This is a genomic window from Mesorhizobium sp. 131-2-1, from assembly GCF_016756535.1.
In the GTDB taxonomy this organism is placed as follows: Bacteria; Pseudomonadota; Alphaproteobacteria; order Rhizobiales; family Rhizobiaceae; genus Mesorhizobium.
The window spans coordinates 445,771-471,491 of sequence record NZ_AP023247.1 but is presented as its reverse complement, the minus strand read 5'-3'; the positions used below and the strand labels follow the sequence as shown (position 1 = coordinate 471,491).

24 protein-coding genes and 1 pseudogene are annotated in these 25,721 nt (G+C 65.1%); 12 read left to right on the top strand and 13 right to left on the bottom strand.

The window, feature by feature from the left end; all coding sequences use genetic code 11:
* The first annotated feature begins 47 nt into the window (after positions 1-47).
* From JG743_RS02165 to JG743_RS02150, 4 genes are all read left to right on the top strand, one after another.
* Positions 48-953 (top strand): branched-chain amino acid ABC transporter permease, encoded by a 906-nt coding sequence (locus tag JG743_RS02165; protein ID WP_202297742.1) that lies wholly within the window; start codon positions 48-50, stop codon positions 951-953.
* 244 nt (positions 954-1,197) lie between these two features.
* On the top strand, positions 1,198-1,803 hold the full coding sequence (locus tag JG743_RS02160) for a TRAP transporter small permease subunit (RefSeq protein ID WP_202297740.1): 606 nt from the start codon (positions 1,198-1,200) through the stop codon (positions 1,801-1,803).
* Positions 1,800-3,593, top strand: a complete 1,794-nt coding sequence (locus tag JG743_RS02155; RefSeq protein ID WP_202297738.1) for a TRAP transporter large permease — start codon at positions 1,800-1,802, stop codon at positions 3,591-3,593. Before JG743_RS02160 ends, JG743_RS02155 begins: the two co-directional genes overlap by 4 nt.
* 13 nt (positions 3,594-3,606) lie before the next feature.
* Positions 3,607-4,635: a zinc-dependent alcohol dehydrogenase family protein gene (locus JG743_RS02150; protein WP_202297736.1), complete on the top strand. Its 1,029-nt coding sequence runs from the start codon at positions 3,607-3,609 to the stop codon at positions 4,633-4,635.
* Positions 4,636-4,726: 91 nt separating this feature from the next.
* Here the strand turns inward: JG743_RS02150 and JG743_RS02145 are convergent, their stop codons facing one another.
* Positions 4,727-5,836, bottom strand: a complete 1,110-nt coding sequence (locus JG743_RS02145) for a TRAP transporter substrate-binding protein (RefSeq protein WP_202297734.1) — start codon at positions 5,834-5,836, stop codon at positions 4,727-4,729.
* 292 nt (positions 5,837-6,128) lie between these two features.
* On the opposite strand from JG743_RS02145, the gene JG743_RS02140 reads away from it, so the two are divergent.
* Positions 6,129-6,902, top strand: coding sequence for a gamma-glutamyl-gamma-aminobutyrate hydrolase family protein (locus JG743_RS02140; RefSeq protein ID WP_202297732.1), 774 nt, complete (start codon positions 6,129-6,131; stop codon positions 6,900-6,902).
* Positions 6,903-6,919: 17 nt separating this feature from the next.
* Here JG743_RS02140 and JG743_RS02135 read toward each other — a convergent pair whose 3' ends face one another.
* The 5 genes from JG743_RS02135 to JG743_RS02115 form a co-directional block, all read right to left on the bottom strand.
* Positions 6,920-7,303 carry a hypothetical protein gene (locus JG743_RS02135; protein ID WP_202297730.1) on the bottom strand — a complete coding sequence of 128 codons (384 nt, stop codon included), beginning with the start codon at positions 7,301-7,303 and terminating at the stop codon, positions 6,920-6,922.
* Positions 7,304-7,458: 155 nt separating this feature from the next.
* Positions 7,459-8,442, bottom strand: a complete 984-nt coding sequence (locus tag JG743_RS02130; RefSeq protein ID WP_202297728.1) for a 2-hydroxyacid dehydrogenase — start codon at positions 8,440-8,442, stop codon at positions 7,459-7,461.
* Positions 8,439-9,461: a LacI family DNA-binding transcriptional regulator gene (locus tag JG743_RS02125; RefSeq protein WP_202302387.1), complete on the bottom strand. Its 1,023-nt coding sequence runs from the start codon at positions 9,459-9,461 to the stop codon at positions 8,439-8,441. Before JG743_RS02125 ends, JG743_RS02130 begins: the two co-directional genes overlap by 4 nt.
* 66 nt (positions 9,462-9,527) lie before the next feature.
* A complete protein-coding gene (locus JG743_RS02120; protein ID WP_202302385.1) occupies positions 9,528-10,412 on the bottom strand; it encodes a DMT family transporter in 885 nt (294 codons plus the stop codon).
* A gap of 196 nt (positions 10,413-10,608) precedes the next feature.
* Entirely contained in the window at positions 10,609-11,016 is a 408-nt protein-coding gene (locus JG743_RS02115; RefSeq protein WP_202297726.1) for a DUF2000 family protein, read from the bottom strand.
* A 48-nt stretch (positions 11,017-11,064) separates the two neighbouring features.
* On the opposite strand from JG743_RS02115, the gene JG743_RS02110 reads away from it, so the two are divergent.
* Positions 11,065-11,937, top strand: coding sequence for an AraC family transcriptional regulator (locus JG743_RS02110; RefSeq protein WP_202302383.1), 873 nt, complete (start codon positions 11,065-11,067; stop codon positions 11,935-11,937).
* Positions 11,938-12,050: 113 nt separating this feature from the next.
* Here JG743_RS02110 and JG743_RS02105 read toward each other — a convergent pair whose 3' ends face one another.
* Together JG743_RS02105 and JG743_RS02100 are read right to left on the bottom strand one after the other, a co-directional pair.
* Positions 12,051-12,521: a MarR family winged helix-turn-helix transcriptional regulator gene (locus JG743_RS02105; protein WP_202297724.1), complete on the bottom strand. Its 471-nt coding sequence runs from the start codon at positions 12,519-12,521 to the stop codon at positions 12,051-12,053.
* Positions 12,522-12,742: 221 nt separating this feature from the next.
* The gene (locus tag JG743_RS02100) at positions 12,743-13,474 is read right to left on the bottom strand and encodes an intradiol ring-cleavage dioxygenase (RefSeq protein ID WP_202297722.1); all 732 of its coding nucleotides are present in this window, start codon (positions 13,472-13,474) and stop codon (positions 12,743-12,745) included.
* 150 nt (positions 13,475-13,624) lie between these two features.
* Here JG743_RS02100 and JG743_RS02095 point away from each other — a divergent pair, with 150 nt between their 5' ends.
* Complete coding sequence (locus JG743_RS02095; RefSeq protein WP_202297720.1) at positions 13,625-14,680, top strand: CobW family GTP-binding protein; 1,056 nt, start codon at positions 13,625-13,627, stop codon at positions 14,678-14,680.
* 239 nt (positions 14,681-14,919) lie between these two features.
* Positions 14,920-15,894 (top strand): WD40 repeat domain-containing protein, encoded by a 975-nt coding sequence (locus JG743_RS02090; RefSeq protein WP_202297718.1) that lies wholly within the window; start codon positions 14,920-14,922, stop codon positions 15,892-15,894.
* Between the two features lie 6 nt (positions 15,895-15,900).
* On the opposite strand, the gene JG743_RS02085 is transcribed toward JG743_RS02090, so the two are convergent.
* On the bottom strand, positions 15,901-16,353 hold the full coding sequence (locus tag JG743_RS02085; protein WP_202297716.1) for a hypothetical protein: 453 nt from the start codon (positions 16,351-16,353) through the stop codon (positions 15,901-15,903).
* A gap of 157 nt (positions 16,354-16,510) precedes the next feature.
* Between JG743_RS02085 and JG743_RS02080 the strand changes: the two genes are divergently transcribed.
* Together JG743_RS02080 and JG743_RS02075 are read left to right on the top strand one after the other, a co-directional pair.
* Positions 16,511-17,893, top strand: coding sequence for an aspartate aminotransferase family protein (locus JG743_RS02080; RefSeq protein ID WP_202297714.1), 1,383 nt, complete (start codon positions 16,511-16,513; stop codon positions 17,891-17,893).
* A 47-nt stretch (positions 17,894-17,940) separates the two neighbouring features.
* Positions 17,941-19,326 carry a glutamine synthetase family protein gene (locus tag JG743_RS02075; RefSeq protein WP_202297712.1) on the top strand — a complete coding sequence of 462 codons (1,386 nt, stop codon included), beginning with the start codon at positions 17,941-17,943 and terminating at the stop codon, positions 19,324-19,326.
* Positions 19,327-19,354: 28 nt separating this feature from the next.
* On the opposite strand, the gene JG743_RS02070 is transcribed toward JG743_RS02075, so the two are convergent.
* The 4 genes from JG743_RS02070 to JG743_RS02055 form a co-directional block, all read right to left on the bottom strand.
* A complete protein-coding gene (locus JG743_RS02070; protein ID WP_202297710.1) occupies positions 19,355-20,614 on the bottom strand; it encodes a glycerate kinase type-2 family protein in 1,260 nt (419 codons plus the stop codon).
* On the bottom strand, positions 20,611-21,114 hold the full coding sequence (locus JG743_RS02065; RefSeq protein ID WP_202297708.1) for a heme-degrading domain-containing protein: 504 nt from the start codon (positions 21,112-21,114) through the stop codon (positions 20,611-20,613). The genes JG743_RS02070 and JG743_RS02065 overlap by 4 nt, the downstream gene beginning before the upstream one ends.
* A gap of 76 nt (positions 21,115-21,190) precedes the next feature.
* A complete protein-coding gene (gene guaD / locus JG743_RS02060) occupies positions 21,191-22,504 on the bottom strand; it encodes a guanine deaminase (protein WP_202297706.1) in 1,314 nt (437 codons plus the stop codon).
* Positions 22,505-22,506: 2 nt separating this feature from the next.
* The gene (locus JG743_RS02055) at positions 22,507-23,724 is read right to left on the bottom strand and encodes a urate hydroxylase PuuD (protein ID WP_202297705.1); all 1,218 of its coding nucleotides are present in this window, start codon (positions 23,722-23,724) and stop codon (positions 22,507-22,509) included.
* 137 nt (positions 23,725-23,861) lie between these two features.
* On the opposite strand from JG743_RS02055, the gene JG743_RS02050 reads away from it, so the two are divergent.
* Complete coding sequence (locus JG743_RS02050) at positions 23,862-24,782, top strand: LysR family transcriptional regulator (RefSeq protein ID WP_202297703.1); 921 nt, start codon at positions 23,862-23,864, stop codon at positions 24,780-24,782.
* A 95-nt stretch (positions 24,783-24,877) separates the two neighbouring features.
* Positions 24,878-25,564 (top strand): annotated as a pseudogene (locus tag JG743_RS02045) (LLM class flavin-dependent oxidoreductase); the annotation flags it as partial.
* Between the last annotated feature and the right edge of the window lie 157 nt (positions 25,565-25,721).

The window sequence follows — 25,721 nt, the reverse complement described above, 5'->3', positions numbered from 1 at the left end:
CGCCCCAAACCGCTTTGCACTTTGGCGACATGCTCCGAGGTTTGTGCATGCTCTATTTCTTCCAGCAGGTTCTGAACGGGCTGCATTCGGGTGCGCTCTACGCGCTTCTCGCCTTCGGCTACGTGCTGACCAACGGCATCCTGCATCGCACCAACCTGGCCTATGGCGCCGTGTTCGCCTTTTGCGGTCACACCATGATCCTGACCGCCGCCTTCGGCTATCAGGCGCTGTGGCTGACACTCTATGCCGCTGTCGCGCTCGGCGTTCTGGCCGCCTTCCTTTACGCGGCGCTGCTCAGCCATGTCCTATCGCGCAGCGTCTTCGAGCCGCTGGCCGACCGCTCGCCCAACGCTATCGTGGTGACGACGCTCGGCATATTGCTGGTCCTGTCCGAGGCCAGCCGCATCGCCGCCGACACCCATGATCTCTGGCTGCCGCCGATGCTGGCCGTGCCGGTGATCTTCGCCGAGCACGACGGCTTCAAGGCGACGCTGACGCTGATCCAATTGCTCGACTGCGCCGCCGTGCTGGCCGCCATCGTCCTTGCCGCCTGGGCTTTCGCCCGCTCGAATTTCGGCCGGCGCTGGCGCGCCGTCTCCGACGATCCCAGGGCGGCGGCGATGTGCGGCGTCGACGTGCGCGCGGTGTTCCGCCACGCAGTGCTGTTCGGCGGCTTCTGCGCAGCGCTCGCCGGTGTGCTGGCCGGCATCTACTACGGCAACATCAGCTTCGGCACCGGCCTCGTCTACGGCTTGAAGGTCCTGTTCGTGACGGCGGTCGGCGGCTACCTCTCGCCGCCGCGCGCCGCCCTCGGCGCCGCCGCCTTCGGCATGGCCGAATCGCTGTGGGCCGGCTACTTCCCGCTCGAATGGCGCGATGCCTGGATGTATCTGTTCCTCGTCGCCATGCTGGTGCTGATCGGCGCCGGCCGCGACCAGCAGAAGATCGCCTGACCCTATCAGACTTTGGTTGCATTGTGCCCCGCTTGCCGGCGGTTTGCTGGCGTCCCCGTCTCACAACCGTGTTGACCGCGCCTTTGCCGTGTTGACCCGCCGTGCCACGCACGGCATACCGTTGGGCCACTGCGGCGCGACGGAAAATAAGGGGAGCCGGCGCGCCTCCGATATTTTGAATTACGCATCGTGCTTTCCGTAAATCGAAACCGATTTTCGGGCCGATGCGAGGAGGGAGGAATGCATGGCAGGGCTGCTCGCTCTATCCAGAACGATCGACCGTGTGAACGAGTTCATCGGCAGATGGGTGTCGTGGCTGATCCTGCTGGCGATCCTGGTCAGCGCCGGCAACGCCGTCATCCGCAAGGTGTTCGATATCTCCTCCAATGCCTGGCTGGAGCTGCAATGGTATCTGTTCGGCGCCGCTTTCATGCTGGCCGCCGCCTACACGCTGAAGCAGAACGACCATATCCGCATCGACATCGTCTACGGCATGTTCTCGCGCCGCGTGCAGCACTGGATCGACCTGCTCGGCCACGTCTTCTTCCTGATGCCGTTCGTGACGCTGATGGTGATCTATTTCGTTCCCTACGCGTCGCTGTCGTTTCGCAACGGCGAGATGTCGAACAATGCCGGCGGGCTGATCGTCTGGCCGGCGAAGGCGATCCTGCTCGTCGGCTTCTTCCTGCTGGCGCTGCAGGGCATCTCCGAGATCATCAAGAAGATCGCCATCATGCGCGGCGACATGGACGATCCCAACCCGTTCATATCGGCGCATGAGCAGGCCGAACTCGAGGCGAAGGCGCTCGCCGAAGAAGCCAAGGCGCTCGCCCAGGAGGTGCGCCCATGATCGAGTTCATCGCCCAGAACATGGCGCCGATCATGTTCGCCTCGCTCATCATCTTCCTCCTGATCGGCTATCCCGTCGCCTTCTCGCTCGCCGCCAACGGCCTCATGTTCTTCTTCATCGGCGTCGTGCTGTCGCCCTATTCGGGCGGATCGATCAATCTCGCCTGGCCGCTGCTGCATGCGCTGCCCGACAATTTTTACGGCAGCCGGGTGATGTCGAACGACACGCTGCTGGCGATTCCGTTCTTCACCTTCATGGGCATAGTGCTCGAGCGATCCGGCATGGCCGAGGACCTGCTCGACACGATCGGACAGCTGTTCGGGCCGATCCGCGGCGGCCTCGCCTATGCCGTCATCTTCGTCGGCGCGCTGCTTGCCGCCACCACCGGCGTGGTGGCCGCGTCCGTCATCGCCATGGGCCTGATCTCGCTGCCGATCATGCTGCGCTACGGCTATGACCGCCGCCTCGCCGCCGGTGTCATAGCGGCGTCAGGCACGCTCGCCCAGATCATTCCGCCGTCGCTGGTGCTGATCGTGCTCGCCGACCAGCTCGGCCGCTCCGTCGGCGACATGTATGCCGGCGCGCTGATCCCCGGCCTCGTGCTTACGGGTATCTATGCCCTTTACATCCTGATCATGTCGATCGTCCGGCCTAAGTCCGTGCCGGCGCTGCCGCTGGAGGCACGTAAGCTCGGCCATGGCGTGCTGTCGCTCATCGTGGCGCTGCTGGTCGCGATCGCGGTTTCCTACGTGGCGTATCGCTATTTCGCGCCTGCGCATGGCGACAATGCCGACATCCTCGGCGCCTGCGTCGGCGTGATCCTGATCTATATCGTGGCGATTGCCGACAAGGGCCTCAACATCAACATGATGTCCCGGCTGGCGCAGCAGGTGATCATCGTGCTGATCCCGCCGCTGGCGCTGATCTTCCTGGTGCTCGGCACCATCTTCCTCGGCATCGCCACCCCGACCGAGGGCGGCGCCATGGGCTCCGTCGGCGCATTGATCATGGCGGCGGCAAAAGGGCGGCTGTCGCTGGATGTGATCAAGCAGGCGCTGACCTCGACGACCAGGCTGTCCTCCTTCGTGCTGTTCATCCTGATCGGCGCGCGCGTCTTCTCGCTCACTTTCTACGGCGTCAACGGCCACATCTGGGTCGAGCATCTGCTGACGTCACTGCCGGGTGGCGAGGTCGGCTTCCTGATCGGCGTCAACGCGCTGGTCTTCGTGCTTGCCTTTTTCCTCGACTTCTTCGAGCTCGCCTTCATCATCGTGCCGCTGCTGGCGCCCGCCGCCGACAAGCTCGGCATCGATCTGATCTGGTTCGGCGTGCTGCTCGGCGTCAACATGCAGACCAGCTTCATGCATCCGCCGTTCGGCTTCGCGCTGTTCTACCTGCGCTCGGTCGCCGCCCGCGTGCCCTATCTCGATCGCATCACCGGCAAGCAGATCGCGCCGGTCACCACCGGCCAGATCTATTGGGGTGCCGTGCCCTTCGTTTGCATCCAGGTGATCATGATCGGGCTCACCATCGCCTTCCCGCAGATGGTGATGCATTACAAGGGCGCGGTGGTCGATCCCGGCACCATCGACATTCAGGTGCCGGAAATGCCGGGCCTGGCGCCGCTCGGCACGCCGCCGGCGGATGGCGGCGCGGCCCCGGCCAATAGCGGCGCGGCACCTGCGGCGCCGGCCACCGACCTGTCGCAACCGCCGAGCTTCGGCGACACGCCGCCCGCCAAGCCGGCCGCACCCGCTACCGATCTTTCGCAGCCGCCGAAATTCAACTGATGCCGGAGGCGCCATGAAAGCGGTTCGACTGGAATCCGTCGGCAGCATCGCGCTGCGCGAGGTCGACAAGCCGTCCGCCGGTCCCGACGATCTCCTGGTACGGATCGAGGCCTGCGGCGTTTGCGGCACCGATCGTCATCTCTTCCATGGTGAGTTTCCCTGCAAGCCGCCGGTGACGCCCGGGCATGAGTTTTCGGGCATCGTCGAGGCGATCGGGTCGTCGGTGACCGGCTTCTCCGTCGGCGACCGCGTCACAGGCGACCCCAACATCGCCTGCGGGCGATGCCCGTATTGCCATGCCGGGCGGGTCAATCTCTGCCGCAACCTCAATGCCATCGGCATCCATCGCGACGGCGGCTTCGCCGACTATGTCGTGATGCCGCAGAAGCAGGCCTTCCTGCTACCCGCCAGCCTGAAGCCCACGCATGGCGCGTTCTGTGAGCCTCTCGCCTGCTGCCTGCACGGCGTCGATCTCGCCGCGATCAAACCGGGCGCTTCCGTGCTCGTTCTGGGCGGCGGCGTCATCGGCCTGCTCACCGTGCAATTGGCGAAGCTCGCCGGAGCGACGACCATCGTGCTCTCGACACGTCAGGCCTCGCGCCGTGCTTTGGCCGAGGAACTCGGCGCGACGGCGTCGGTCGATCCCGGCGCCGGCGATGTCATCGACGCCATTGCCGGGCCAAAAGGGTTGGTGCCGGGCGGCGTCGATGTGGTGTTCGAATGCGCCGGCGTGCGCGACACGGTGGAGCAGTCGATGCGGGTGGCGAGAGCCGGCGGCACGGTCGTCATCGTCGGCGTGGTGCCGCAAGGCATGCAGGTGGCGTTCGAGCCGTTCGACCTGCTGTTTCGGGAGCTGAAGGTCCTAGGCTCGTTCCTCAATCCCTACACCCATGGCCGCGCCGCCGAGCTCATCGCCTCGGGCGCGATCGAGGTCGACAGGCTGATCTCGAGACAGGTGACGCTGGAAGAGGCCCCCGCGGTGATCGCCAATCCGCCGGCGCCCGGCGAGGTCAAGGTGCTGGTGGTGCCAGGCCGAGGCTGAGCGCCTCGAACCATGTCGACAGCCAGTCGCTTGACGAAAAGGCCCCGGGGCAGGAACCCCGGGGCCTTTTGAAGATCGCTTGATGGAGCGCCTACAGCTTGCCCTGCCGCTGCTGGACCATCATGAAGGTGTCGTAGTTGTACTCGGCCACCTGGGCCCAGAGATAGTGCTCCTTGCGGAAGCCCTTGATCGAGTCCCAGATCTTCTTGAACGGCGCGTTCGAGGCTTCCATCTCGGCATAGACCTCGTTCGCCTTCTCGAAGCAGGCGGCCATGATCTCCTGGCTGAACGGACTGAGTTTGGCGCCGCCGGCCACCAGCCGCTTGACAGCCGCCGGATTGAGATAGTCGTATTTCTGCAGCATGTTGGCGTCGGTCGCCTGCGCGGCGGTCCGCAGCAGCGACTTGTAGGCCGCCGGCAGCTCTTCGTACTTGGCCTTGTTGAACATCAGGTGGACGGTCGGGCCGCCTTCCCACCAGCCGGGATAGTAGTAATAGGGCGCGACCTTGTAGAAGCCGAGCTTCTCGTCGTCATAGGGGCCGACCCATTCGGCGGCGTCGATCGTGCCTTTTTCCAGCGCCGGATAGATATCGCCGCCGGCGATCTGCTGCGGCACCACGCCGAGCTTGGCGACGACCTTGCCGGCAAAGCCGCCGATGCGCATCTTGAGGCCCGAGAGGTCGGCGACCGTGTTGATCTGCTTGCGGAACCAGCCGCCCATCTGCACGCCGGTATTGCCGCCCGGCAGGCCGAAAAGCCCCTGTGTGGCCAGGAACTCGTTGAACAGGTCGATGCCGCCGCCATGATAGTGCCAGGCATTCATGCCGCGCGCGTTGAGCGAGAACGGCACCGCAGCGCCCAGCGCCCAGGTCGGGTCCTTGCCCCAGTAGTAGTATGCCACCGTGTGGCAGGCCTCGACGGTGCCGGCGGCGGTGGCATCAGCCGCCTGCAGGCCGGGCACCAGCTCGCCTGCGGCGAAGACCTGCACCTGGAAGTTGCCGTCGGTCGCTTCCGACAGCATCTTGGAGAACACCTCGGCGCCGCCATAGATCGTGTCGAGCGACTTCGGGAAGGACGACGCAAGCCGCCACGTCACTTTCGGATTGGATTGGGCGATTGCCGGAGCGGCAAGCGTCGCGGCCGCCGCCGCGGCGCCAACGCCGGTTACGCCGGCCTTGCGGATGAATGAACGACGATCCATGCAGTTCCTCCCTTTTGGATCAACAGGCCAGCATTCGGGAAAATCCTCGATATCCCGGCTCAGCCTGGGCGAAACAATACACGGGCAACAGGTCGAGTCCAGCGCGGCGGCGCCGCTTGACGGCGGCATTGACGGGAAATCCGCGGCCTCGGCGCACGACCTGCAACTATAGTCTAACGGCCTGCCGCGTGGCCCATACGACGCCCCGAAACTTGTCATGGAAAAGCGCCTTGGGATCGCCTATTTTGTAGGCAGAATAATTCCTTAGCCCTCAACGGAAACCGGATCCAAAATGCAGCAGCCGCTCGTCGCAATCTCGACCGACGTCCGCCAGTTCGACAACTACACCTGGCATGCCGCCCCGCAGCAATATCTCGAAGCTGCGCTCGTCGGCGCCGGCGTGTTCCCGCTCCTGGTGCCGTCCTTCGGCGACCGGCTCGACTTCGACGAGCTGCTGTCGTCGGTCGACGGCGTCATGGTCACCGGCTCGAAGTCCAATGTGCATCCTTCGCTCTACGGCGGCGACGCCAGCGAGCGGAACGGCCCCTATGATCCGGCGCGCGATTCCACCACGTTGCCGCTGATCCGCAAGGCGATCGAGCGCGGCGTGCCGCTGCTTGCCATCTGCCGCGGCATCCAGGAACTGAACGTGGCGCTCGGCGGCACGCTTGGCACCGAGATCCAGGAGCGCGAAGGATCGCTCGACCACCGCGCGGCGGTGAGCGACAACCAGGACGAACGCTTCGCCATCCACCAGACGATTTCGATCAAGCCCGGCAGTTGTCTCGCCGGCGTCTTCGGCGCAGGCGAAATCAAGGTCAATTCACTGCATCGCCAGGGGATCGACCGGCTCGGGTCGAAGCTGCAGGTCGAAGCGCTCGCCGCCGACGGAACGGTCGAAGCGGTGTCTGTCCGCGACGCCCGCGCCTTCGCGGTCGGCGTTCAGTGGCATCCCGAATATTGGGTCAAGTCGGACGACAACTCGGCCAAGATTTTCCGCGCCTTCGGCGATGCCGTCCGCCTGCATGCGGCGGCGAAGGTTGGCGCCCGGGCCGCGGCCGAATAGGCCGCAGCCGACCAGCCTCAGTCGATGTTCAGCGACAGCAGCGGGGTGGCCGGCGCGTAGGATTCGTAGCCGTCGCCATCGGCCACGCTGAAGGTGACGATCGGATCGATGCCGTTCGCGCTGAAGGCAACCGTGCCGTCGGCCTCTTCCCGCCAGAATTTCGCGCGCTCGATGCCGGGCAGCAGCTTGCGGCAGTTCGGCGCGACGGTCAGCAGCGACAAGCCGTCCGACATATCGGCGCCGCGCCGGATGGCGCAGGCCGCCTCGTCGCCATTGGCGGTCAGCCGGTAGGTGCTGGATGGGGCCGTTTCGCTGGCGATGCTTTCGCCGCTGCCGCCGTGAAAGAGCTGGATGCCACCGGCCACCGCTGCCGCCGCCATCAACGCAGGAAGAACCTTCACCCGATCTCTCCATGCATTTGAACGCGCCGAAGCGCTTCAAAGCTTGCCTTCATGCGCAAGGCCCGAACCGCGGCCCGGCTTCTGCCTATGCATAACGAAGTATGCAGAATGCTTTCATATGGTAAATCGGTCGTTAACAAGTGTGGCGGGCCGGGTCAGCCGCGCGGCCGGACCTGCGCCGTCTCCGGCACCGGCGTCAGCGGCCGGCGCTCGCTGAACCAGGATACCAGATTGTCGACGCAGAGATCGGCCATGGCGCGGCGCGTGTGGTGCGAGGCCGAGCCGACATGCGGCAGCAGTGAAGTGTTGGGCGCTTCCAGCAACGCCTTGGGCACGTTCGGCTCGTCGGCAAAGACATCGAGCCCGGCGGCGGCGATAGTCCCGCTGGCGAGCGCCGCCGCAAGAGCCGGCTCATCGACGGTGCTGCCGCGGCCGATGTTGACGAAGACGCCGTTCGGGCCGAGCGCCGACAGGATCTCGGCATTGATCGCCTTCTCGGTCGAGGCGCCGCCCGGCACCACGCAAATCAGCGTATCGACCGCTTCTGCAAGGCCCTTCAGCGTCGGATGGTACTGGTAGGAAAGACCTTCGACGCGGCGCCGGTTGTGATAGGCGACCGGCAATCCAAAGGCTTCCAGGCGCCGGGCAATAGCCAGCCCGATGCGGCCCATGCCGAAGATGCCGACGCTGCGGCCGCGCAAGGTCAGCCGGCTCAGCGGGTAGTTGCCCTTCTTCACCCAGCTGCCGTCGCGCAGCCATTTCTCGGCGGCATACAGTTCGCGCACGGTGTTGATCAAAAGGCCGATCGTGGTGTCGGCGACCTCCTCGGTCAGCACGTCAGGCGTGTTTGTGACCATGATGTTCTTCGTCGCCGCATGGCCGGCATCGACGGAATCATAGCCGACGCCGAAAGAGGCGATCAGTTCGAGGTTGGGCAGTGCATCCATCATCGCCGCATCGATGCCGGCGAAGGAAGCAATGGCGCGCACCGTACGGCGCATTTCGTCGGTGACCAGCGCCGCATCGGCGCGTTCGATCCTGACCCGCTTGAAAGTCCGGTCGATACGCTCAACCGCATGGTCGTTGAAATGCCCCGGCACCAGAACGGCGACGGTCTGCAACTGTTCGGCCTTGGTCATTCACGCTCCACCGGCTTGCCGGTCGACTGGCGCACATGCAGTTCCGGCTTGATCAGTTCCTGCGACGGCCGCACCGTCTGTCCGTTCAGCTTGTCGAGCAGCGCGCTGGCGGCGCGCCGGCCAACCTCGCGCTGGCCGTTCCAGACCGTGGTCAATGCCGGTGTCGCGATTGCCGCCTCCTCGAGGTCGTCATAGCCGGTCACCGAGATGTCGACGCCCGGCACCAGGCCGGCGCGGGCGATGCCGTTCATCAGTCCGATGGCAACGAGATCGTTCCAGCAGCAGGCGGCGGTTGGCTTGTCTTTCAGCGCCAAAAACTGTCCAGCGGCCTCGAATCCGGCCTGCTTGGTGCGCGGGCCGGCGATGCGCCAGGACGGCCTGACCTCCAACCCCGCGGCCTCCATGGCGTTGAGATAGCCCTGATAGCGGTCGCGGCCGGTCGAGGTCTGGTCGGTGCCGCCGATCATGGCGATGCGCTTGTGGCCGAGCGAGATCAGGTGGTTGGTGGCAAGCGCCGTGCCATAGGCGTCGTCGCCGCGGAAGACGGGCACGTCGGCGCCGGTGACGGTGCGCGCGATCAGCACCGCCGGCAGGCCGTTTTCCTCGGCCATGATGATGTCCTCGGCCGGCGTGCCGATGGCCGGCGACATGATGACGCCGTCGGCGCCGAGCTGCAGCAGCGTGTCGATGAAGGTGCGCTGCTTTTCGAGCTGGTCGTAGTGGTTGGACAGGATGAAGGTCTGCCGGCTGCGGTCGAGCTCGCTTTCGATCGAGCGCAGGATCTCGGCGAAGAACGGGTTCATGATGTCGTGCACGACGACGCCGACGATGCCCGAGCGCGAGGTGCGCAGGCTGGCAGCGCGGCGGTTGTAGATATAGCCGATGGCGCGGGCATGTTCCTTGATGCGGTCGCGCGTGCTGCCCGCCACCAGCGGGCTGTCGCGCAGCGCCAGCGAGACCGTGGCCGTGGACACACCGAGCGCATCCGCGATCGTCGAAAGCTTGATCTTCTGTGCCAGCCCTTCGCTCCCCGAACCGATTTAAACTGTTTAAAGGCGGCCCTTATGCCATCGATCGGGGGCAAATCAAAGTTTTTTTGCCAGGGCTTCCGCCTCTGCATCCAGCGTCGCGCTGTTGCGCAGGCGAAGCCGATGTTCGCGATGGATGATGTAGAGGCCGCTGGCGACGATGATGGCTGCGCCCAGCAGCGTCCAGCGGTCAGGGAACTGGTTGAAGATGACCCAGCCGGAGATGATCATCCACACCATCTGCGAATAGGGGTAGGGGGCGAGCGCGGTGGTGGTGGCCAGGCGATAGGCCTGCACCAGCAGCCAATGGCCGGTGGCGCCGAACACGCCGAGCATCAGCAGGATGAGCCAGTGCCAGCCGTCCTGCGGCAGCGCATGCGAGAACGGCAGCGTGGGCAGGAGCAGCACTGCTGGCGCCAGCGCCGAAAACAGGATCAGGCTTTCGGAAGTCTCGTTCGCCGACATGCGGCGGGTCATGATGACATAGAAGCTGTTCGACAGCATCGAGCCGAGCGCGAAGAGATGGCCGATGCCGAACACGCCGACGCCGGGCCGGGTGATGATCAGCACGCCGACGAAACCGGAAAGGATCGCCAGCCAGCGCCGCCAGCCCGCCCATTCGCCGAGCAGCGGACCGGCAAGCGCGGTGATCACCATCGGGCCGAAGAAGTAGATCGATGTCGTCTCGGCCAGCTGCAGGGTTCGCAACGCCATGATGTTGCACATGGTCGAGCCGAACAGGAAGGCGCCGCGCAATATGTGCGCCGGCAAGTTGTTGGCGCGAAAACGCGACGGCTTGCGCCAGCCGCGCAGGAAGACGCCGACAAGCACGACATGGACGGCAAAACGCACCCAGGCGACGATCAGCGCCGACACGCCCGCCAGCACCAGATATTTGCTGCTGGTGTCGAGAAAGGTGAAGCAGACGTACACGCACAGCATCAGCAGCATCGCCGCCGGCGGCGTGGCGCTGTCGTCTTGATTTTTGGGAACGCTCAAGGTCGGGCCAGGGAAAGGTAGACGCCACCCTTTTGCGGCAATCGCCGCTGGCCAGCAAGCCAAAAGCGACTGGCCCAACAAGCGCCCCCGGACAGGCTCAGCCAAGGGGCTGCCGTGGACCAGCGCTGCCGGCCCTCGATCAAGCCTGCATGCGGGCACCCTTGGTGATCTTGTCGACGAGTTTCTTTTCGGCGCGCACCGCGATCCCGGCGACCTTGGCATCGTCGGGCGCGAATTCGGCGAAGACGGCGCGGTTGGCGGCGTCGTGCCCGGTCGAGAACATCTCCTCGATATAGGCCGAGGTCGTCACGCCGCGTTCCAGCGCGCGACGATGGATCGCATTCAGCATCGACCCGTCCGCCGAAAGCACGATCACCGGCTGGATCGAGAGCGGGTTGTAGATGTTGCCGGCGCGGTCGCGATAGGGATCGCCGATGATTTCGGGAAACTGCGCGACGATGCCGCTGGTCAGGAATGCAGTGACGTTGAGCTTCTGCCAGACGGCGAGATCGTCCCTGAGCACGATTGCAAATTTCGTATCGAACACCAAGATTGAGTCTCCGGGAGGCGGCCCATGACGGGCCTGGATGAAACGATGGCGCACAATCTAGGCGAAGCGGCGCTGCATGGTCTTGAACGTTCGTGCTCGGAGTCGGCCACGTCTGGGGACCGTATCTTGTCGGCGCCGGGCGGAACCGGCATTGAGCGCATCGAGGCGCGCTTCCACGGCAATGCCTTCGATCTGCATCGCCACGACACCTATGCCATCGGTGTGACGCTGCACGGCGTCCAGCGCTTCCACTATCGCGGCGCGGTGCGGCACAGCCTGCCCGGCCAGGTGATCGTGCTGCATCCCGACGAATTGCACGACGGCGGCGCCGGTACGGAAGACGGACTGCGCTATCGCATCCTGTATCTGGAACCGTCGCTGCTCCTCGATAGCCTGGACGGCGCGCCGCTGCCTTTCGTCGCCGAAGCCGTGGTCAGCGACCCGGCGTTGCGCGGCACGCTGCTTTCGGCACTGGCGCCGCTGGAGGAGGAACTGGACGAGCTGTTCGTAGCCGATTTCATCGCGCAACTGGCGCGCAACCTCGGTCGTCATGCCGGACAGCCGGCAAAGCCGATGGGCAAGACGGCATGGCGCGCCGCCGCACTTGCCCGCGACTATCTCGAGGAGAATGCCGGGCGGCCGGTGCGGTCGGGTGAACTGGAAGCCGTCACGGGTCTCGACCGTTATGCGCTCTCGCGCCATTTCCGCGCGACTTATTCCACCAGCCCGCATCGTTTCTTGGTGATGCGCCGGCTGCAACGGGCACGGCGGATGATCGAGGCAGGTGAGGCGCTGGCCGAAATCGCCGTTGCTGCCGGATTCAGCGACCAGAGCCATTTCAACCGGCATTTCAAGAAGGCGTTCGGGCTGACACCTGGACGCTGGTCAAGCTTGGTTCGTGGCCCGGCGGCGGCCTGACTTGGCCTTTTGGGCTACGACGCTGGGCGTCGCGCTTCCCGGACAATGCTAAGGCGGTGCGTTGAGCGACGACGCCGGTGCGTCGCTACGAGACGACGCTGACGCGTCGCTCGTCAATCATCGAGTTCGGCGTCGTCGTCGATCAGCACCAGCTCTTCGTTGGAGAGGTTGGCTTCGACCCGGGCGAGCAGCTTGAACAGCGCCTTCTGGTCCTTCTTGTCGAGACCCTTCAGCGCCTGCTTTTCGGTCTTCTTCACCGACTTCTCGATGGCGCGGATGGTTTCGCGGCCACTCTCGGTGAGGAAGATATGCGCCTGGCGGGCGTCGTTGACCGAAGCGCGCTTCTCCAGAAAACCCTGCGCCTGCAGCCGGTTGATGGTCTTGGTGATGGTCGGTGGACGCACGCCGAGGCGGCCGGCGAGGTTGCCGGGAGTCTGCCCGTCCTCGCGGTCGAGCGCCAGCATGATCTGGTCCTGTCCGGCATAGAAACCATGCGCCAGAAGCCGCGCGGCGAGCGCCGTGCGCGCCAGTCGCGCCGCCGAATGCAGCCGGCTCATTGTCGCTGTCTTGTCCGCCTTGGCCATGGTCATCCCTCTTCGGCCGAACCGGTGCCGACAGCATAGAGGCTGCCTGCGGGTTGGCAATCGACGATCAAAAAGAATCCGGCTTGCAAAACAGCTTTGCCGGCAAGCATTGCGGTGTCCGCCGTGGGTGATGCCAGATGTTTATTTCAGTTAGATGACAAACGACTTTTACCCACTGGAAGACTTTTCCCGCGGACGTCAGGCGGCTAAGCGGCGAGGTGTCAGTCGGCCTTCACCGCCACCACCAGAAGCGCCTGGTAGGCATCCGCGGCCTCGCGCAAGGCCGCCTGCGACAGCGGCCCCGCCTTCTTCGCGATGCCGTCCTGCGCATTCGACGTGTCGCGCTTGCCGGTGCGCTCGGTATAGGGCGAAACGGTCGCAAAGATCTGGTCGCTGAGCGCATCGGGGAAGAACATCTGGCCGGTCATCACCGAGCGGTCGTTCGGGAAGACCTTGAAGTGGATATGGGTGGTGCGGCCGCGATACCACCCGGGATAGATGGTGGCGAAGGACGCGACGCCGCTTTCGTCCGTCTTTTGCCAGCCGCGCAGGAAGGTCTGGCCGGACGTGTCGACATCCTGGCCGTCGCCCTGGCCCGGATAGCCGGAATAGTGGCCTTGCGCGTCGCAATGCCAGATGTCGACGCGCGCGCCGGCGAGAGGCCGGCAGCCGGTATCGACCACCTGCATCCGCACGGTGAGGCCGACGCCGCTCTTCCCCTCGGTGATGTCGGAGCGCTCGAGCTTCGGATCGAAATAGAATGGCCCTTCGGTCACCTCGGGCGTGATGGCGCAGACGCCGGCGCCGGCATCGAACAGGGCAAGGCCGGCATAGGGCGAAACCTCAGCGGCAGGCGCGGTGGAGGGCAGGAAGATGCCGCCGCCGGCGGTGACGGCGATCAGGCCGAGCGCCCGGCGCCGGGAGAACGGCAGGGAAGCTGGCTTTTCGGACATCTTGCGCCTTTCTGATCTGCCTGCCTGGCCTATCGGTTTGCCGCGTGCAAAAGCGCGGCACACACCCTATATGGAGCCGACACTCCCCTTTTCGAAGCCCGGATTTTTCGCGAGCCGAATTTTCCAGGGCCACAGTTTTCGAGGCAAGATATGAGCCAAGCGCAGACGCAAATCCCCGTAACCGTGCTGACCGGCTACCTTGGCGCCGGCAAGACGACGCTGCTCAACCGCATCCTGTCGGAGAACCACGGCAAGCGCTACGCCGTCATCGTCAACGAATTCGGCGAGATCGGCATCGACAACGACCTGATCGTGGAATCCGACGAGGAAATCTACGAGATGAACAATGGCTGCGTCTGCTGCACGGTGCGCGGCGACCTTATCCGCGTCGTCGAAGGCCTGATGCGCCGGCCCGGCCGCTTCGACGCCATCGTCGTCGAGACCACAGGCCTGGCCGACCCGGTGCCGGTGGCGCAGACCTTCTTCATGGACGACGACGTGCGCTCCAAGACCAAGCTCGACGCCGTGGTGGCGCTGGTCGACGCCAAGCACCTGCCGCTCAGGCTGAAGGATTCCAAGGAGGCTGAGGACCAGATCGCCTTCGCCGATGTCGTCGTGCTCAACAAGACCGACCTCGTCACGCCGGATGAACTCGCCAAGGTCGAGGCGACGATCCGCGCCATCAACCCGGCCGCCAGGATCCATCGCACCCAGCGCGCCGGGGTGGCACTGACCGAGGTGCTCGACCGCGGCGCCTTCGACCTCGCCCGGGCGCTGGAGAACGACCCGCATTTCCTCGAAGCGCACGACCATGATCACGATCACGACCACCACGACCATGACCATCATGATCATGACGGCCATGACCACCATCATCACGACCACGCGCACCCTTCCGATATCCATGACGTGACGGTGCAGTCGGTGTCGCTGCGTGGCGGCGAGATGGACCCGAAGAAATTCTTCCCGTGGATCGAGAAGATCACCCAGATGGAAGGCCCGAACATCCTGCGACTGAAAGGCATCATTGCGCTCAAGGGCGACGACGAGCGCTATGTCATCCAAGGCGTGCACATGATCATCGAGGGCGACCACCAGCGCGCCTGGAAGGAAGGCGAGAAGCACGAGAGCCGGCTGGTCTTCATCGGCCGCGAGCTCGACGCCGAGCGGCTGCGGAAGAGCTTCGAGGCCTGCCAGGCGGCTTGATTTCCCGACTCTATGGCGCTAGCGCTGCCTCCTCTTCCTTCTCCCCTTGTGGGAGAAGGTGGCCGAGCGAAGCTCCGTCGGATGAGGGGTGCTCCAGCTTGGTAATGACGGCGATCCGTCACCCACCCCTCATCCGTCTTGGCGCTGCGCGCCAATCCACCTTCTCCCACAGGGGGAGAAGGCCGGGCCGCACCTGGCCGCTCGCCCAGGGCTAACAATCTCGAATGGAATGATCTCCTGTGCCCACTGTTGCCCCACTTGATCTCGAAGGCCATTGCGTCGCCGCCGTCTTCCTCGGCGACATCCCGCATTTCGCCATGGCCGACGGCGCCGTCCACCGGCTGGATCACGGCCACAAGACGGCGCAGGCCAATGACGGGCTGCTCGCGGCTGTCCACGATACCGCCAACGACCGGCTGATCACCGGCGGCGAGGACGGCAAAGTGTTCGCCGTAACCGCCGGGGCCGAACCGACGGAACTCGCGAGCGCCGGAAAAAAGTGGATCACCAGCGTTGCCGCCGGCCCGCAGGGCGCCATCGCCTTTGCTTCCGGCAAGACGGCTTTCGTGCGCTTTGCCGACGGCAAGACCAAGGAATTCGCCCATCAGCGTTCGGTCGAGGGGCTGGCCTTCTCGCCCAAGGGCATGCGCTTCGGCGTCGCCCGCTACAATGGCGCGACGCTGCATTTCCCGGCCGCCGAGGGCAAGCCGGTGGAACTCGAATGGGCCGGCGCCCATACCGGCATCACTTTCTCGCCGGACGGCGCCTTCCTCGTCACCACCATGCAGGAGAACGCGCTGCATGGCTGGAAGCTCGCCGACGGCAAGCACATGCGCATGAGTGGCTATCCGGCAAAGGTCAAAAGCCTGTCATGGGCGCCCAAGGGCAAATGGCTGGCGAGCTCGGGCGCGCCGGCGGCGATCGTCTGGCCGTTTACGGGCAAGGACGGCCCGATGGGCAAGGCGCCGCTGGAGTTAGGCACGCGCGGCAACGCAATGGTCACCACGGTCGCCTGTCATCCGAGCCAGGATGTGGTGGCGATCGGCTATGACGACGGCATGGTGATGGCGGTGCGCTTCGCCGACGCCAAGGAAGTGCTGCTGCGCCGGCCCGGCAAGGGCGCCATCACCTCGATGATGTGGGACAGGGAAGAGCGCCGGATCGTCTTCGGCAGCGCCGCCGGCGACTGCGGCGTCATCGACATCACGGCCTGAACTCGCCTACTCGGCCCCGCAGGATACATTGCCGGTGACTTCAACCGGCTTGCCGTCCTGGTCCGTATCCGCCGCGGGGTCGTAGATGGCGAGCGTATAGCGCCCGTCATAGACGCCTTCGTCACTGGTCTTGGTTAGGATCGTCAGTTCGACCGAGTTGATACGTTCCGCGACTTCGTGCTCGTGGTAGATGTTCAGCCGCAATTCCTTGTCGTCGAGCCAGTACTGGGTCAGGTTGGAATCCTCGAAGACGGTCTTGCGCAGGCTGTCGCCGGCAGGCCGGCCGAGAATTTCGAGATCGCCGCGAAAATTGAACGTCGGCCCGCCCATGCCCCTGGTGACGCCGGCTTCGACCTGGAATATGGCCGCCGCGTCCTCGGCGGTGCACCAGATACCGCCGCTCGCAAGGGCCGCGCCGGCCGATAGCAGCAGCGTTGCAGTGCAGATGATCGCCCGCATTTTTCCCCCAAAGATCAAAAGCCCGACCCTATTGGCGCCGGGTTTTGCCTCGAGGTCAAGCGCCGGTCGACTGCGGCTGAACCAATGCAGGGCAACCCTGCGGCCAATTGCGGTTTGAGAGGGCGATTGTCTACAGTGCCCGGCGAGAGGGGCCTTCATGCATTCAATCGACCATTCAAAGACTTCGATCGGTGGCATTGGCCGCGACCGCATTGCCGCGCTGCGTGAGGCGGAGGCAGAGATTTTCCGCAAGGGGCGGCCGAAATCCGAAGCCAGGGTCGGCAATGGCATGGCCGGTTTTCTCGGCGGTGTGCCGATGCACTGGATGACCGACTGGCCGACGCCGTTCCCGATCCTCGTCGACAGCGCCAAAGGCGCCCTCATTACCGACATTGATGGCAACCGACTCGACGATTTCTGCCTCGGCGACACCGGCTCGATGTTCGGCCACTCGCCGCCGCCGGTCGCCCGCGCCATCCGCCGCCAGTCCGGGCGCGGCCTGACTTATATGCTGCCGAGCGAGGATGCGCTGGCCATCGGCCCGTTGCTCCAGCAGCGCTTCGGCCTGCCCTTCTGGCAGATCGCCACCACCGCGACCGATGCCAACCGCTTCGCGCTGCGCGTCGCCCGCGCCGTCACCGGCCGGGAGAAGATCCTCGTCTTCAACGGCTGCTACCACGGCTCGGTCGACGAGACGATGGTGCGGCTGATCGACGGCAAGCCGGTGAACCGGCCGGGGCTCGCCGGCGAATTCCGCGATCTCACCCGGGCAACCAAGATCGTGGAGTTCAACGACGTCGCCGGGCTCGAAGCGGCGCTCGCGGACCGCGATGTCGCCTGCGTCATCACCGAGCCGGTGCTGACCAATTCCTGCATGGTGCTGCCCGACCCAGGCTTCCACGACGCGCTGCGGCGCCTCACCCGCGCCGCCGGCACGCTGCTTCTTATCGACGAGACCCACACCATCTCCACCGGTCCTGGCGGCTACACCAGGAAGCACGGGCTGGATCCCGATCTCTTCGTGCTCGGTAAGCCGGTGGCCGGCGGCGTGCCGGCGAGCATCTGGGGCCTGAGCGAGGAGGTCGCCACCCGCTATGCCGCCAACAACAGGGTGAAGGAGCCCGGCTATTCCGGCATGGGCACGACGCTATCGGCCAACCCGCTGCAGTTCGCCACGATGCGTGCGGCACTCGAGGAGGTGATGACCGAGGAAGCCTATGCCCATATGGACCGGCTGGCGCGGCGGCTGGATGCCGGGCTGACCGCCGTCATCGACCGCTACCAATTGCCCTGGCATGTCGCGCGTGTCGGCGCCCGCGTCGAATTCATCTGCGCGCCGGGCCCGCTGCGGAACGGCGGTGAGGCGGAGGCCGCGCATGCGCCGGAGCTGGAAGCCGCCATGCATGTCGCGCTGGTCAACCAGGGCGTGCTGATCGCGCCCTTCCACAATATGATGCTGATCTCGCCGGCGACAACGGCAGCCCAGGTCAACCGGCTGATCACCGCTTTCGCGACGGTTGCGGCAAGGCTTGCGGCATGAGACAAGCGGCTGGAAGATTGGCGGCCAGGCCAAAGCAGAGTTCCATCATGACCTCACCTTCGGGCTCGACGCCCCGCGAGGCGAAAGCCTTTCTCGACGCCCACCCCGAAATCGAGGCCTTCGACATCGTCTTGACCGACGCCAACGGCATCGGCCGTGGCAAGATCGTGCGCCGGCACGAGCTGATGGGCATTTTCGAGGGCGGCCGGCACCTGCCGATCTCGATCCTCGGCCTCGACATCACCGGTGAGGATGTGCACGAGACCGGGCTGGTCTGGGACACCGGCGACGGCGACCTTCGCGCATGGCCGATTCCGGGCACGCTGGTGCCGCTCTTCGGCACCAGCCCGCCACGCGGCCAGGTGCTGATGGCGATGTACCATCTCGACGGCCAGCCGATGACCTCAGATCCCCGGCTGACGCTCAAAAGGCAGGTCGAGCGTCTGGCGGCCAAGGGACTGCACCCAGCTGGCGCCTTCGAGCTCGAATTCTTCCTGCTTGCCAATGAGCGCGATGCCGACGGCAAGGTGCAGCCGGCGCATGCCGTGCTTGACGGACGCCGCTCGGCCAAGACCGAGGTCTATTCGGTCGACCATTTGCACGGCATGGAGCCGCTCTTCTCCGACATCTATGCCGCCGCAAAAGTGCAAGGCATTCCGGCCGAGACGGTGATTTCCGAATATGCGCCCGGCCAGTACGAGCTGACGCTCAACTACCGCAAGGACGTCATGCGGGCGGCCGACGACCTCGTGATGCTGAAGCGGCTGGTCAGGGCGCAGGCGCGCCGGCATGGCGTCACCGCCTGCTTCATGGCCAAGCCGATCGAGAAATATGCCGGCTCCGGCATGCATTTCCATGTCTCGCTGCAGGACGATGCCGGCAAGAACGTGTTTGCCGAAGCCGGCGGCGAGAGCTGGTCGCTGCCGTTGCTGCAGGGTCTCGGCGGCCTGATCCAGACCATGTCGGAATCGATGCTGGTGTTTGCCCCGCACGCCAATTCCTGGCGACGCTTCGTCTCGCAGTCCTACGCACCGGTGGCGCCGACCTGGGGCGTCAACAACCGCTCGGTGGCGCTACGCGTGCCTGCGGGCAATGCCAAAAACCGGCGCATCGAGCACCGGCCGTCCGGCGTCGACGCCAATCCCTATCTGGTGGCGGCGACGGTATTGGCTGGCATTGCCAAGGGTCTCGACGAAGGGCTCGATCCCGGTCCTGAAACCACCGGCAACGGCTACGAAGCGGCCGTCACGCGCACGACCATGCCGGTGGACTGGCGCGCCGCGATCGAGGCGGCGCGGGCGTCCGATTTCCTGAAAGAGGCACTCGGCCCCGATCTGCACCGGACCTTCGTGGCGATCAAGCAAGCCGAATATCTGCGCGTCGCCCGCACCGTCAGCGAACTGGACTATCACCTCTATCTGCACGAGGTGTGAGTTCGGCTGACGAGCCTGTTTCGCGATCTCAGCGGATCAGGATCGCTCGCAGATCGTTCACATTCGTGCCCGTCGGGCCCGGGACAAAGAGATCGCCGACGGCGTTGAAGGCCGTCCAGGCATTGTTGCCCGCCAGCATCGCCTTGGCGTCGATGCCGGCGGCGCGCATGCGCGACACCGTCGAGCCGTCGGCGAAGGCGCCGGCATTGTCTTCCGAGCCATCGATGCCGTCGGTGTCGGCCGCCAGCGCGTGAATGCCGTCCAGGCCGCCAATGGCAATCGCGAAGGCGAGCAGGAATTCCGAATTGCGGCCGCCCTTGCCCTTGGCCCGCAGCGTCACCGTTGTCTCTCCGCCCGACAGGATCAGCACCGGCTTGGCAAACGGACGGTCGCGCGTCGCCACCTCGCGGGCGATCGCGGCATGCACACCGCCGACCTCACGCGCTTCGCCCTCGATGGAATCGGAGAGGATGACGGCTTCAATACCCTGCCGCCTGGCCTCGGCGGCGGCGGCTTCCAGCGACACGCCGGCCGAGGCGATCAGATGCACTTCATTGCCGGCGAAGACCGGATCGTCCGGACGCGGCGCATCGGCAGCCGGCGAATTGATATGCGCCATCACCGAGGCCGGCAGCTTCATGTTGTAGGCGGCGATGGACGCCAGCGCATCCTCGCGGCTGCCGGTGTCGGGAACGGTCGGGCCTGAGGCGACGAGGGCCGGATTGTCGCCGGGGATGTCGGAGACCACCAGCGACACCACCCTGGCCGGATGCGCGGCGGCCGCCAGCCGGCCGCCCTTGATGGTCGAGAGATGCTTGCGGATCGTGTTCATGGCCGCGATCGGCGCGCCGGAGGCAAGCAGCGCCTCGTTGACGGCGATCTCGTCGGCCAGCGTCAGGCCGGGAGCGGGCGAGGGCAGCAGAGCCGAGCCGCCGCCGGAGATCAGCGCCACGACAAGATCGTCCGCCGTCAGCCCGCGCACCTTCTCCAGCAGCCGCCGCGACGCCTCCAGACCGGCCGCATCCGGCACCGGATGCGCCGCCTCGATGATCTCGATGCGCTCGCATTTCGCGCCATAGCCGTAGCGGGTGACGACCAGCCCCTCGATCGGGCCGTCCCACACCTTCTCGAAGGCCGCTGCCATCTGCGCCGAGCCCTTGCCGGCGCCAATGACGATGGTGCGGCCCTTCGGCCTTGCCGGCAGATGATCGCGAATCGTCTTCTCCGGATCGGCGGCGGCGACGGCGGCGTTGAAGATCGACGTCAGGAAGGATTTGGGGTCTGTCATTGTGCTTCCGGCGCCAGGGCCAGTTGTTTGCGGTCGGCGCCCAGATGCGCGCACAGCGCGTCGACCACCACACCGTGATCCTCACGCTCCGGCAGGCCCGACACGGCAATCACGCCGATGACGCCGGCGCCCTTGACGGTGACCGGAAAGCCGCCGCCGGCCAGCACGTAGTCGGCGATATCCAGCCCTTCGCCGACCTTGAAGGTGCGGTCCGGGCGCTGCTGCTCCAGCACCATGCGGTAAGTGCTTTTGAGGAACCGCTTCACCACATTGATCTTGCGCCGCGCCCAGTCGGGATTGGAGGCGTTCGAGCCCGGCATCGCGGCGTAGAACAGCGGCCGGTCGAAGGTCCTGATGTCGACGATGATCGGCAGGTTCTCGGCCAGCGCGCGCTTGCGGATCGCCGTACCGATCTCGAAGGCGACGGCCTCGTCGAAGGCGGGGAAGACCAGCGTGGCTTCCTGTTTCTTGATCAGAGCGATGTCGTCGGCAACGGCCATGTCGTTCCCCTGTCAATGTCGCCGCACGCTTTGGCCGATGGTTGCCGTGGGGTCAAGCCGGAACGCGCAAACGAAACTAGTTCGTGATTGCGCTCTTGGCCGGCCGTCCCGCGACATAGACCTCGCGGACAGTGCGGTCGTCGCCCAGCGTCTGCAGGAGAAACAGTTCCTCGGCCAGCGTGCCGATCGTTTCCATCCTGAGCCGCATCGCCGGCGTGGAGCGGGCATCGAGCACGACGATGTCTGCGTCGCTGCCCGCCTCGAGCGTGCCGACCTTGTCGGCGACCGACAGCGCCTCGGCATTGCCGCGCGTCAATTGCCAGAACGATTGGAACGGGTTGAGCTTCTCGCCGTTCAGCGCGATCACCTTGTAGCCCTCGTCCATGGTGCGCAGCATCGAATAGTTGGTGCCGCCGCCGACATCGGTGGCGGCAGCGATCCTGAGGGCCCTGTCACGCCTGCGATAGCGCTGATAGTCGAACAGGCCGGAGCCGAGGAACAGGTTCGAGGTCGGGCAGAACACCGCTACCGAGCCGGAACCCGACAGCGCGTCCGCCTCGCGTTCGGAGAGATGGATGCAGTGGCCGAACAGGCTTTTCTTCCCCAGCAGGCCATAGTGTTCGTAGACATCGGTATAGTCGCGCGACCAGGGATACAGCTCCTGCGTGAAGGCGATCTCGGCATGGTTTTCCGAGAGATGTGTCTGCATGTGAAGGTCTGGATGCTCGCGGCACAGCGCGCCGGCCATCTCCATCTGCTCCGGGGTCGAGGTGATGGCGAAGCGCGGCGTGATGGCGTAGTGCTGGCGCCCCTTGCCATGCCATTCCTTGATCAGCGCCTTGCTGTCGTCATAGCCCGACTGCGGCGTGTCGAGCAGGCCGTCCGGCGCGTTGCGGTCCATCATCACCTTGCCGGCGATATTGAGCATGTTGCGGTCATGCGATTCGGCGAAGAAGGCCTCGGCCGAAGCCTTGTGCACCGAGCAATAGGCAACGACCGTCGTCGTGCCGTGCCGCACCATCTCGTCGAGGAACAGCCTCGCGATGCGGCGGCCGTGCTGGGCGTCGCGGAATTTCGTTTCCTCGGGAAAGGTGTATTTGTTCAGCCAGTCGAGAAGCTCGGCGCCGTAGGAGGCGATGATCTGCATCTGCGGAAAATGCGCATGCGCGTCGATGAAGCCCGGCAGGATGAGATGCGGGCGATGGTCTATTTTTTTCGTCCCGTCGCCCGCCTGTTTCTCGACTTGCGCATAAGCGCCAGACGCGACGATCCGGCCGTCGCTGATCAGCAGGCCGCCATCCTCCTCGTAGCGCCAGGCGGCATGGTCGTCGATCGTTTCCGGCCAGCGCAGGAAGGTCAGCGTGCGGCCGCGCAGAAGTGTGGAGGTCATGCTTACTTTCCCGCGCCTTCGAACCAGGCGACCAGCAGCGCCCGCTCCTTGTCGCTGATCTGGGTGACGTTGGCGGGCGGCATGGCGTGGCTGCGGCCGGCCTGCAGATAAATCTCGCGCGCGTGCTCGGCAATGCGCGCGTCGGTGTCCAGCATCACGCCCTTGGGTGCGTGGTAAATGCCTTCGTAGACCGGCTCCTCGGTATGGCACATCGAGCAGCGGCCAAGCACCGTGTCGCGCACGGCCTGGAAATGCGCCGAGGCGATATAGGTCTCGGCCGCCGCCGAGGCCTTGGGCTCGCCGGTCAGAACCTTCGGCACGGTCGACAGCCAGATGATGATGACGAACAGCACCGCGGCGCCCAGCCAGGTCCAGGTCGGGTTGCCCTTGCGGGCATGGACGGTGTTGAAATAGTGCCGGATCAGCACGCCGATGATGAACACCAGCGAGGCGATGACCCAGTTGAACTGGGTGCCGAACGCCAGCGGATAGTGGTTCGACAGCATCAGGAACAGCACCGGCAGCGTCAGGTAATTGTTGTGCAGTGACCGTTGCTTGGCGATCTTGCCGTATTTCGGGTCGGGCTTGCGACCTGCGATCAGGTCGGCGACGACGATCTTCTGGTTGGGGATGATGACCATGAAGACATTGGCCGACATGATCGTGGCGGTGATGGCGCCGAGATGCAGGAAGGCGGCGCGGCCGGTGAACAGGTGCGTCAGCCCCCAGGCGATGAACACCAGCACGCCGTAGAGCACCAGCATCAGCCCGGTGTCGCTTTTGCCCAGCGGCGAGCGGCAGAGCAGGTCGTAGACCACCCAGCCGACGCCGATCGTCGCCATCGAAAGCAGGATGCCGACCGGAACCGACATCGGCAGCACATTGGGATCGATCAGGAACAGGTCGGCGCCGGCATAGTAGACCACGCACAGCATGGCGAAGCCCGACAGCCAGGTGGCGTAGGATTCCCATTTGAACCAGGTGAGGTGCTCCGGCATCTCGGCCGGCGCCACCAGATATTTCTGGATGTGGTAGAAGCCGCCGCCATGCACCTGCCACTCCTCGCCGAAGGCGCCGGCCGGCAGGCCGGGGCGCTGGCGCAACCCGAGATCGAGCGCGACGAAATAGAAGGACGAGCCGATCCAGGCGATGCCGGTGATGACATGCAGCCAGCGGACGGCGAAGCTCAGCCAGTCCCAGAAAATCGCGAAATCCATCATTGAAATCGTCCCTGCCGATTGGCCGACTTTACGGCGTCGTGCTGAAACCGAAAGAGGCGAGGTGCACGATGACTTTCAAAAAAAAATGGAAAATACTAGGCTGGCTATACGCAGCCGCTTGAGAGCCACGAACCCGCATGGCCTATCTCGACAACATTGCCGTCTTCGTCCGTGTCGTCGAGCTCGGCAATCTGTCGGCGGCGGGACGCGACATGCGCATCTCGCCGGCGGTCGCCTCCAACCGCATCAAGGAGCTGGAGAAGCATCTCGGCGTCCGCCTGTTCAACCGCACGACAAGGCAGTTGATGCCGACCGAGCACGGCACGGTGTTCTACGCCGGCGCCAAGCAGGTGCTGGAAGCGATCACCGAGGCGGAGGCCGCGGTCTCGGCGCTGTCCGGCCAGCCGCGCGGCACGATCAAGGTGACGGCCCCGCTCGGCCTCGGGCGGCGGCTGGTCGCCTCCGGCATTCCGGATTTCCACGACAAATATCCTGATATCGAGGTGCGGTTGAGGCTCTCCGACCACAATGTCGACATCATGAAGGAAGGCATCGACGTCGCCTTCCGACTTGGCATCATCGAGGATTCCAGCCTCCGGATGCGCGGCATCATGGAATGCGAGCGTGTGCTGGTGGCGGCGCCGAAATATCTGGAGGCGCGCGGCGAGCCGGCCGAGCCGCAGGAACTGATCGGCAAGAAGCACGATTGCCTGATGCTGCGCTATGCCGGCGCGCGCGAATATGTCTGGACGCTGCAGACGCCGACCGGCCCGCAGAAATTCGAGGTGCATGGGCCCTACGACACCGACGACGGCGACGTGCTGACCGGCTGGGCGCTGTCCGGGCGCGGCATCATCAACAAGCCGCGCTTCGAGGTCGAGCCCTTCATCCGCGACCAGCGGCTGCAGGTTATCCTGGCGAAGACACCGCCGACGCCGGTGCAGTTCGCCGCCGTCTACCCGCACAAGAAGCTGCAGGACCCCAAGGTGCGGCTGCTGCTCGACTTCATGGCCGAGCGCTGCCAGCGGCTGATCAAGGACATTCTCGCCGGCAAGTAGGGGGTAGTCGGCAAGTAAGGGCTGGCCGGCAGGTGACGCGCTGCTGGCCCATTCGACGGCCTTGCCTTGCACGGAGGCGGACTTAGGTTCGCGTCATGCATCTTGCCGTTTCGCTCAACTTAGCTTCCGCGGCCGGACAGGCAGGTCTGGATTTCAGCCGCCTGGCGGGCTTCGTGCGCAAAGCCGAGGCGGCAGGGCTCGACATGGTTGTCGTTTCCGATTCCGCCGCCAATGGCGATCGATCGACCAGCCCGTTCGAGGCGACCACGCTTCTGGCGGCGCTGGCGACGGTGACCGAGCGGATCGGGCTCGTCGCCAGCGCCTCGACGCTCGCGCACCAGCCTTACAATCTGGCGCGGCGTTTTGCTTCCCTCGACATAATCAGTCACGGCCGGACAGGCTGGAACGCGACGATGCGGCAGAACCCGCGCGAAGCGACGAATTTCAGCCGGCCCGAAGGTTTTTCTGACGATGATTTCTACCGCCGCGCCGAAGAATTCATCGGCATCGTGCAGGGCCTGTGGCAGGGCTGGGACGCCGATGCGCTGTTGTTCGACAAGGCCAGCGGCCGCTTTCATGACCCGGGAAAGATGCATCTCCTCGACCACAAGGGCGAGTTCTTCTCGGTGCGCGGGCCGCTCAATGTGGCGCGCTCCCCGCAGGACACGCCGGTGCTGGTCATGTCCGGCCTGACCGAGGACAATCTCGACTTCGCCGTCCGTGCCGCCGACGTCGTCCTGCTGGACGGGCAACCATCGGCGCGTGTGGCCTGCGGCGACCTGAAACGACGGGCGCTTGCTGCTGGGCGCAAGCCGGAATCGCTGAAGGTTTTTGTGACCGTTGCCGCCGAAAGGCTCGAACCGGGGTTCGACTCGAACGGCTGCGACGGCCTCAATTTTGCTTTGCCGGCTTATCTTCCTTCACTCGAGGACTTTACCG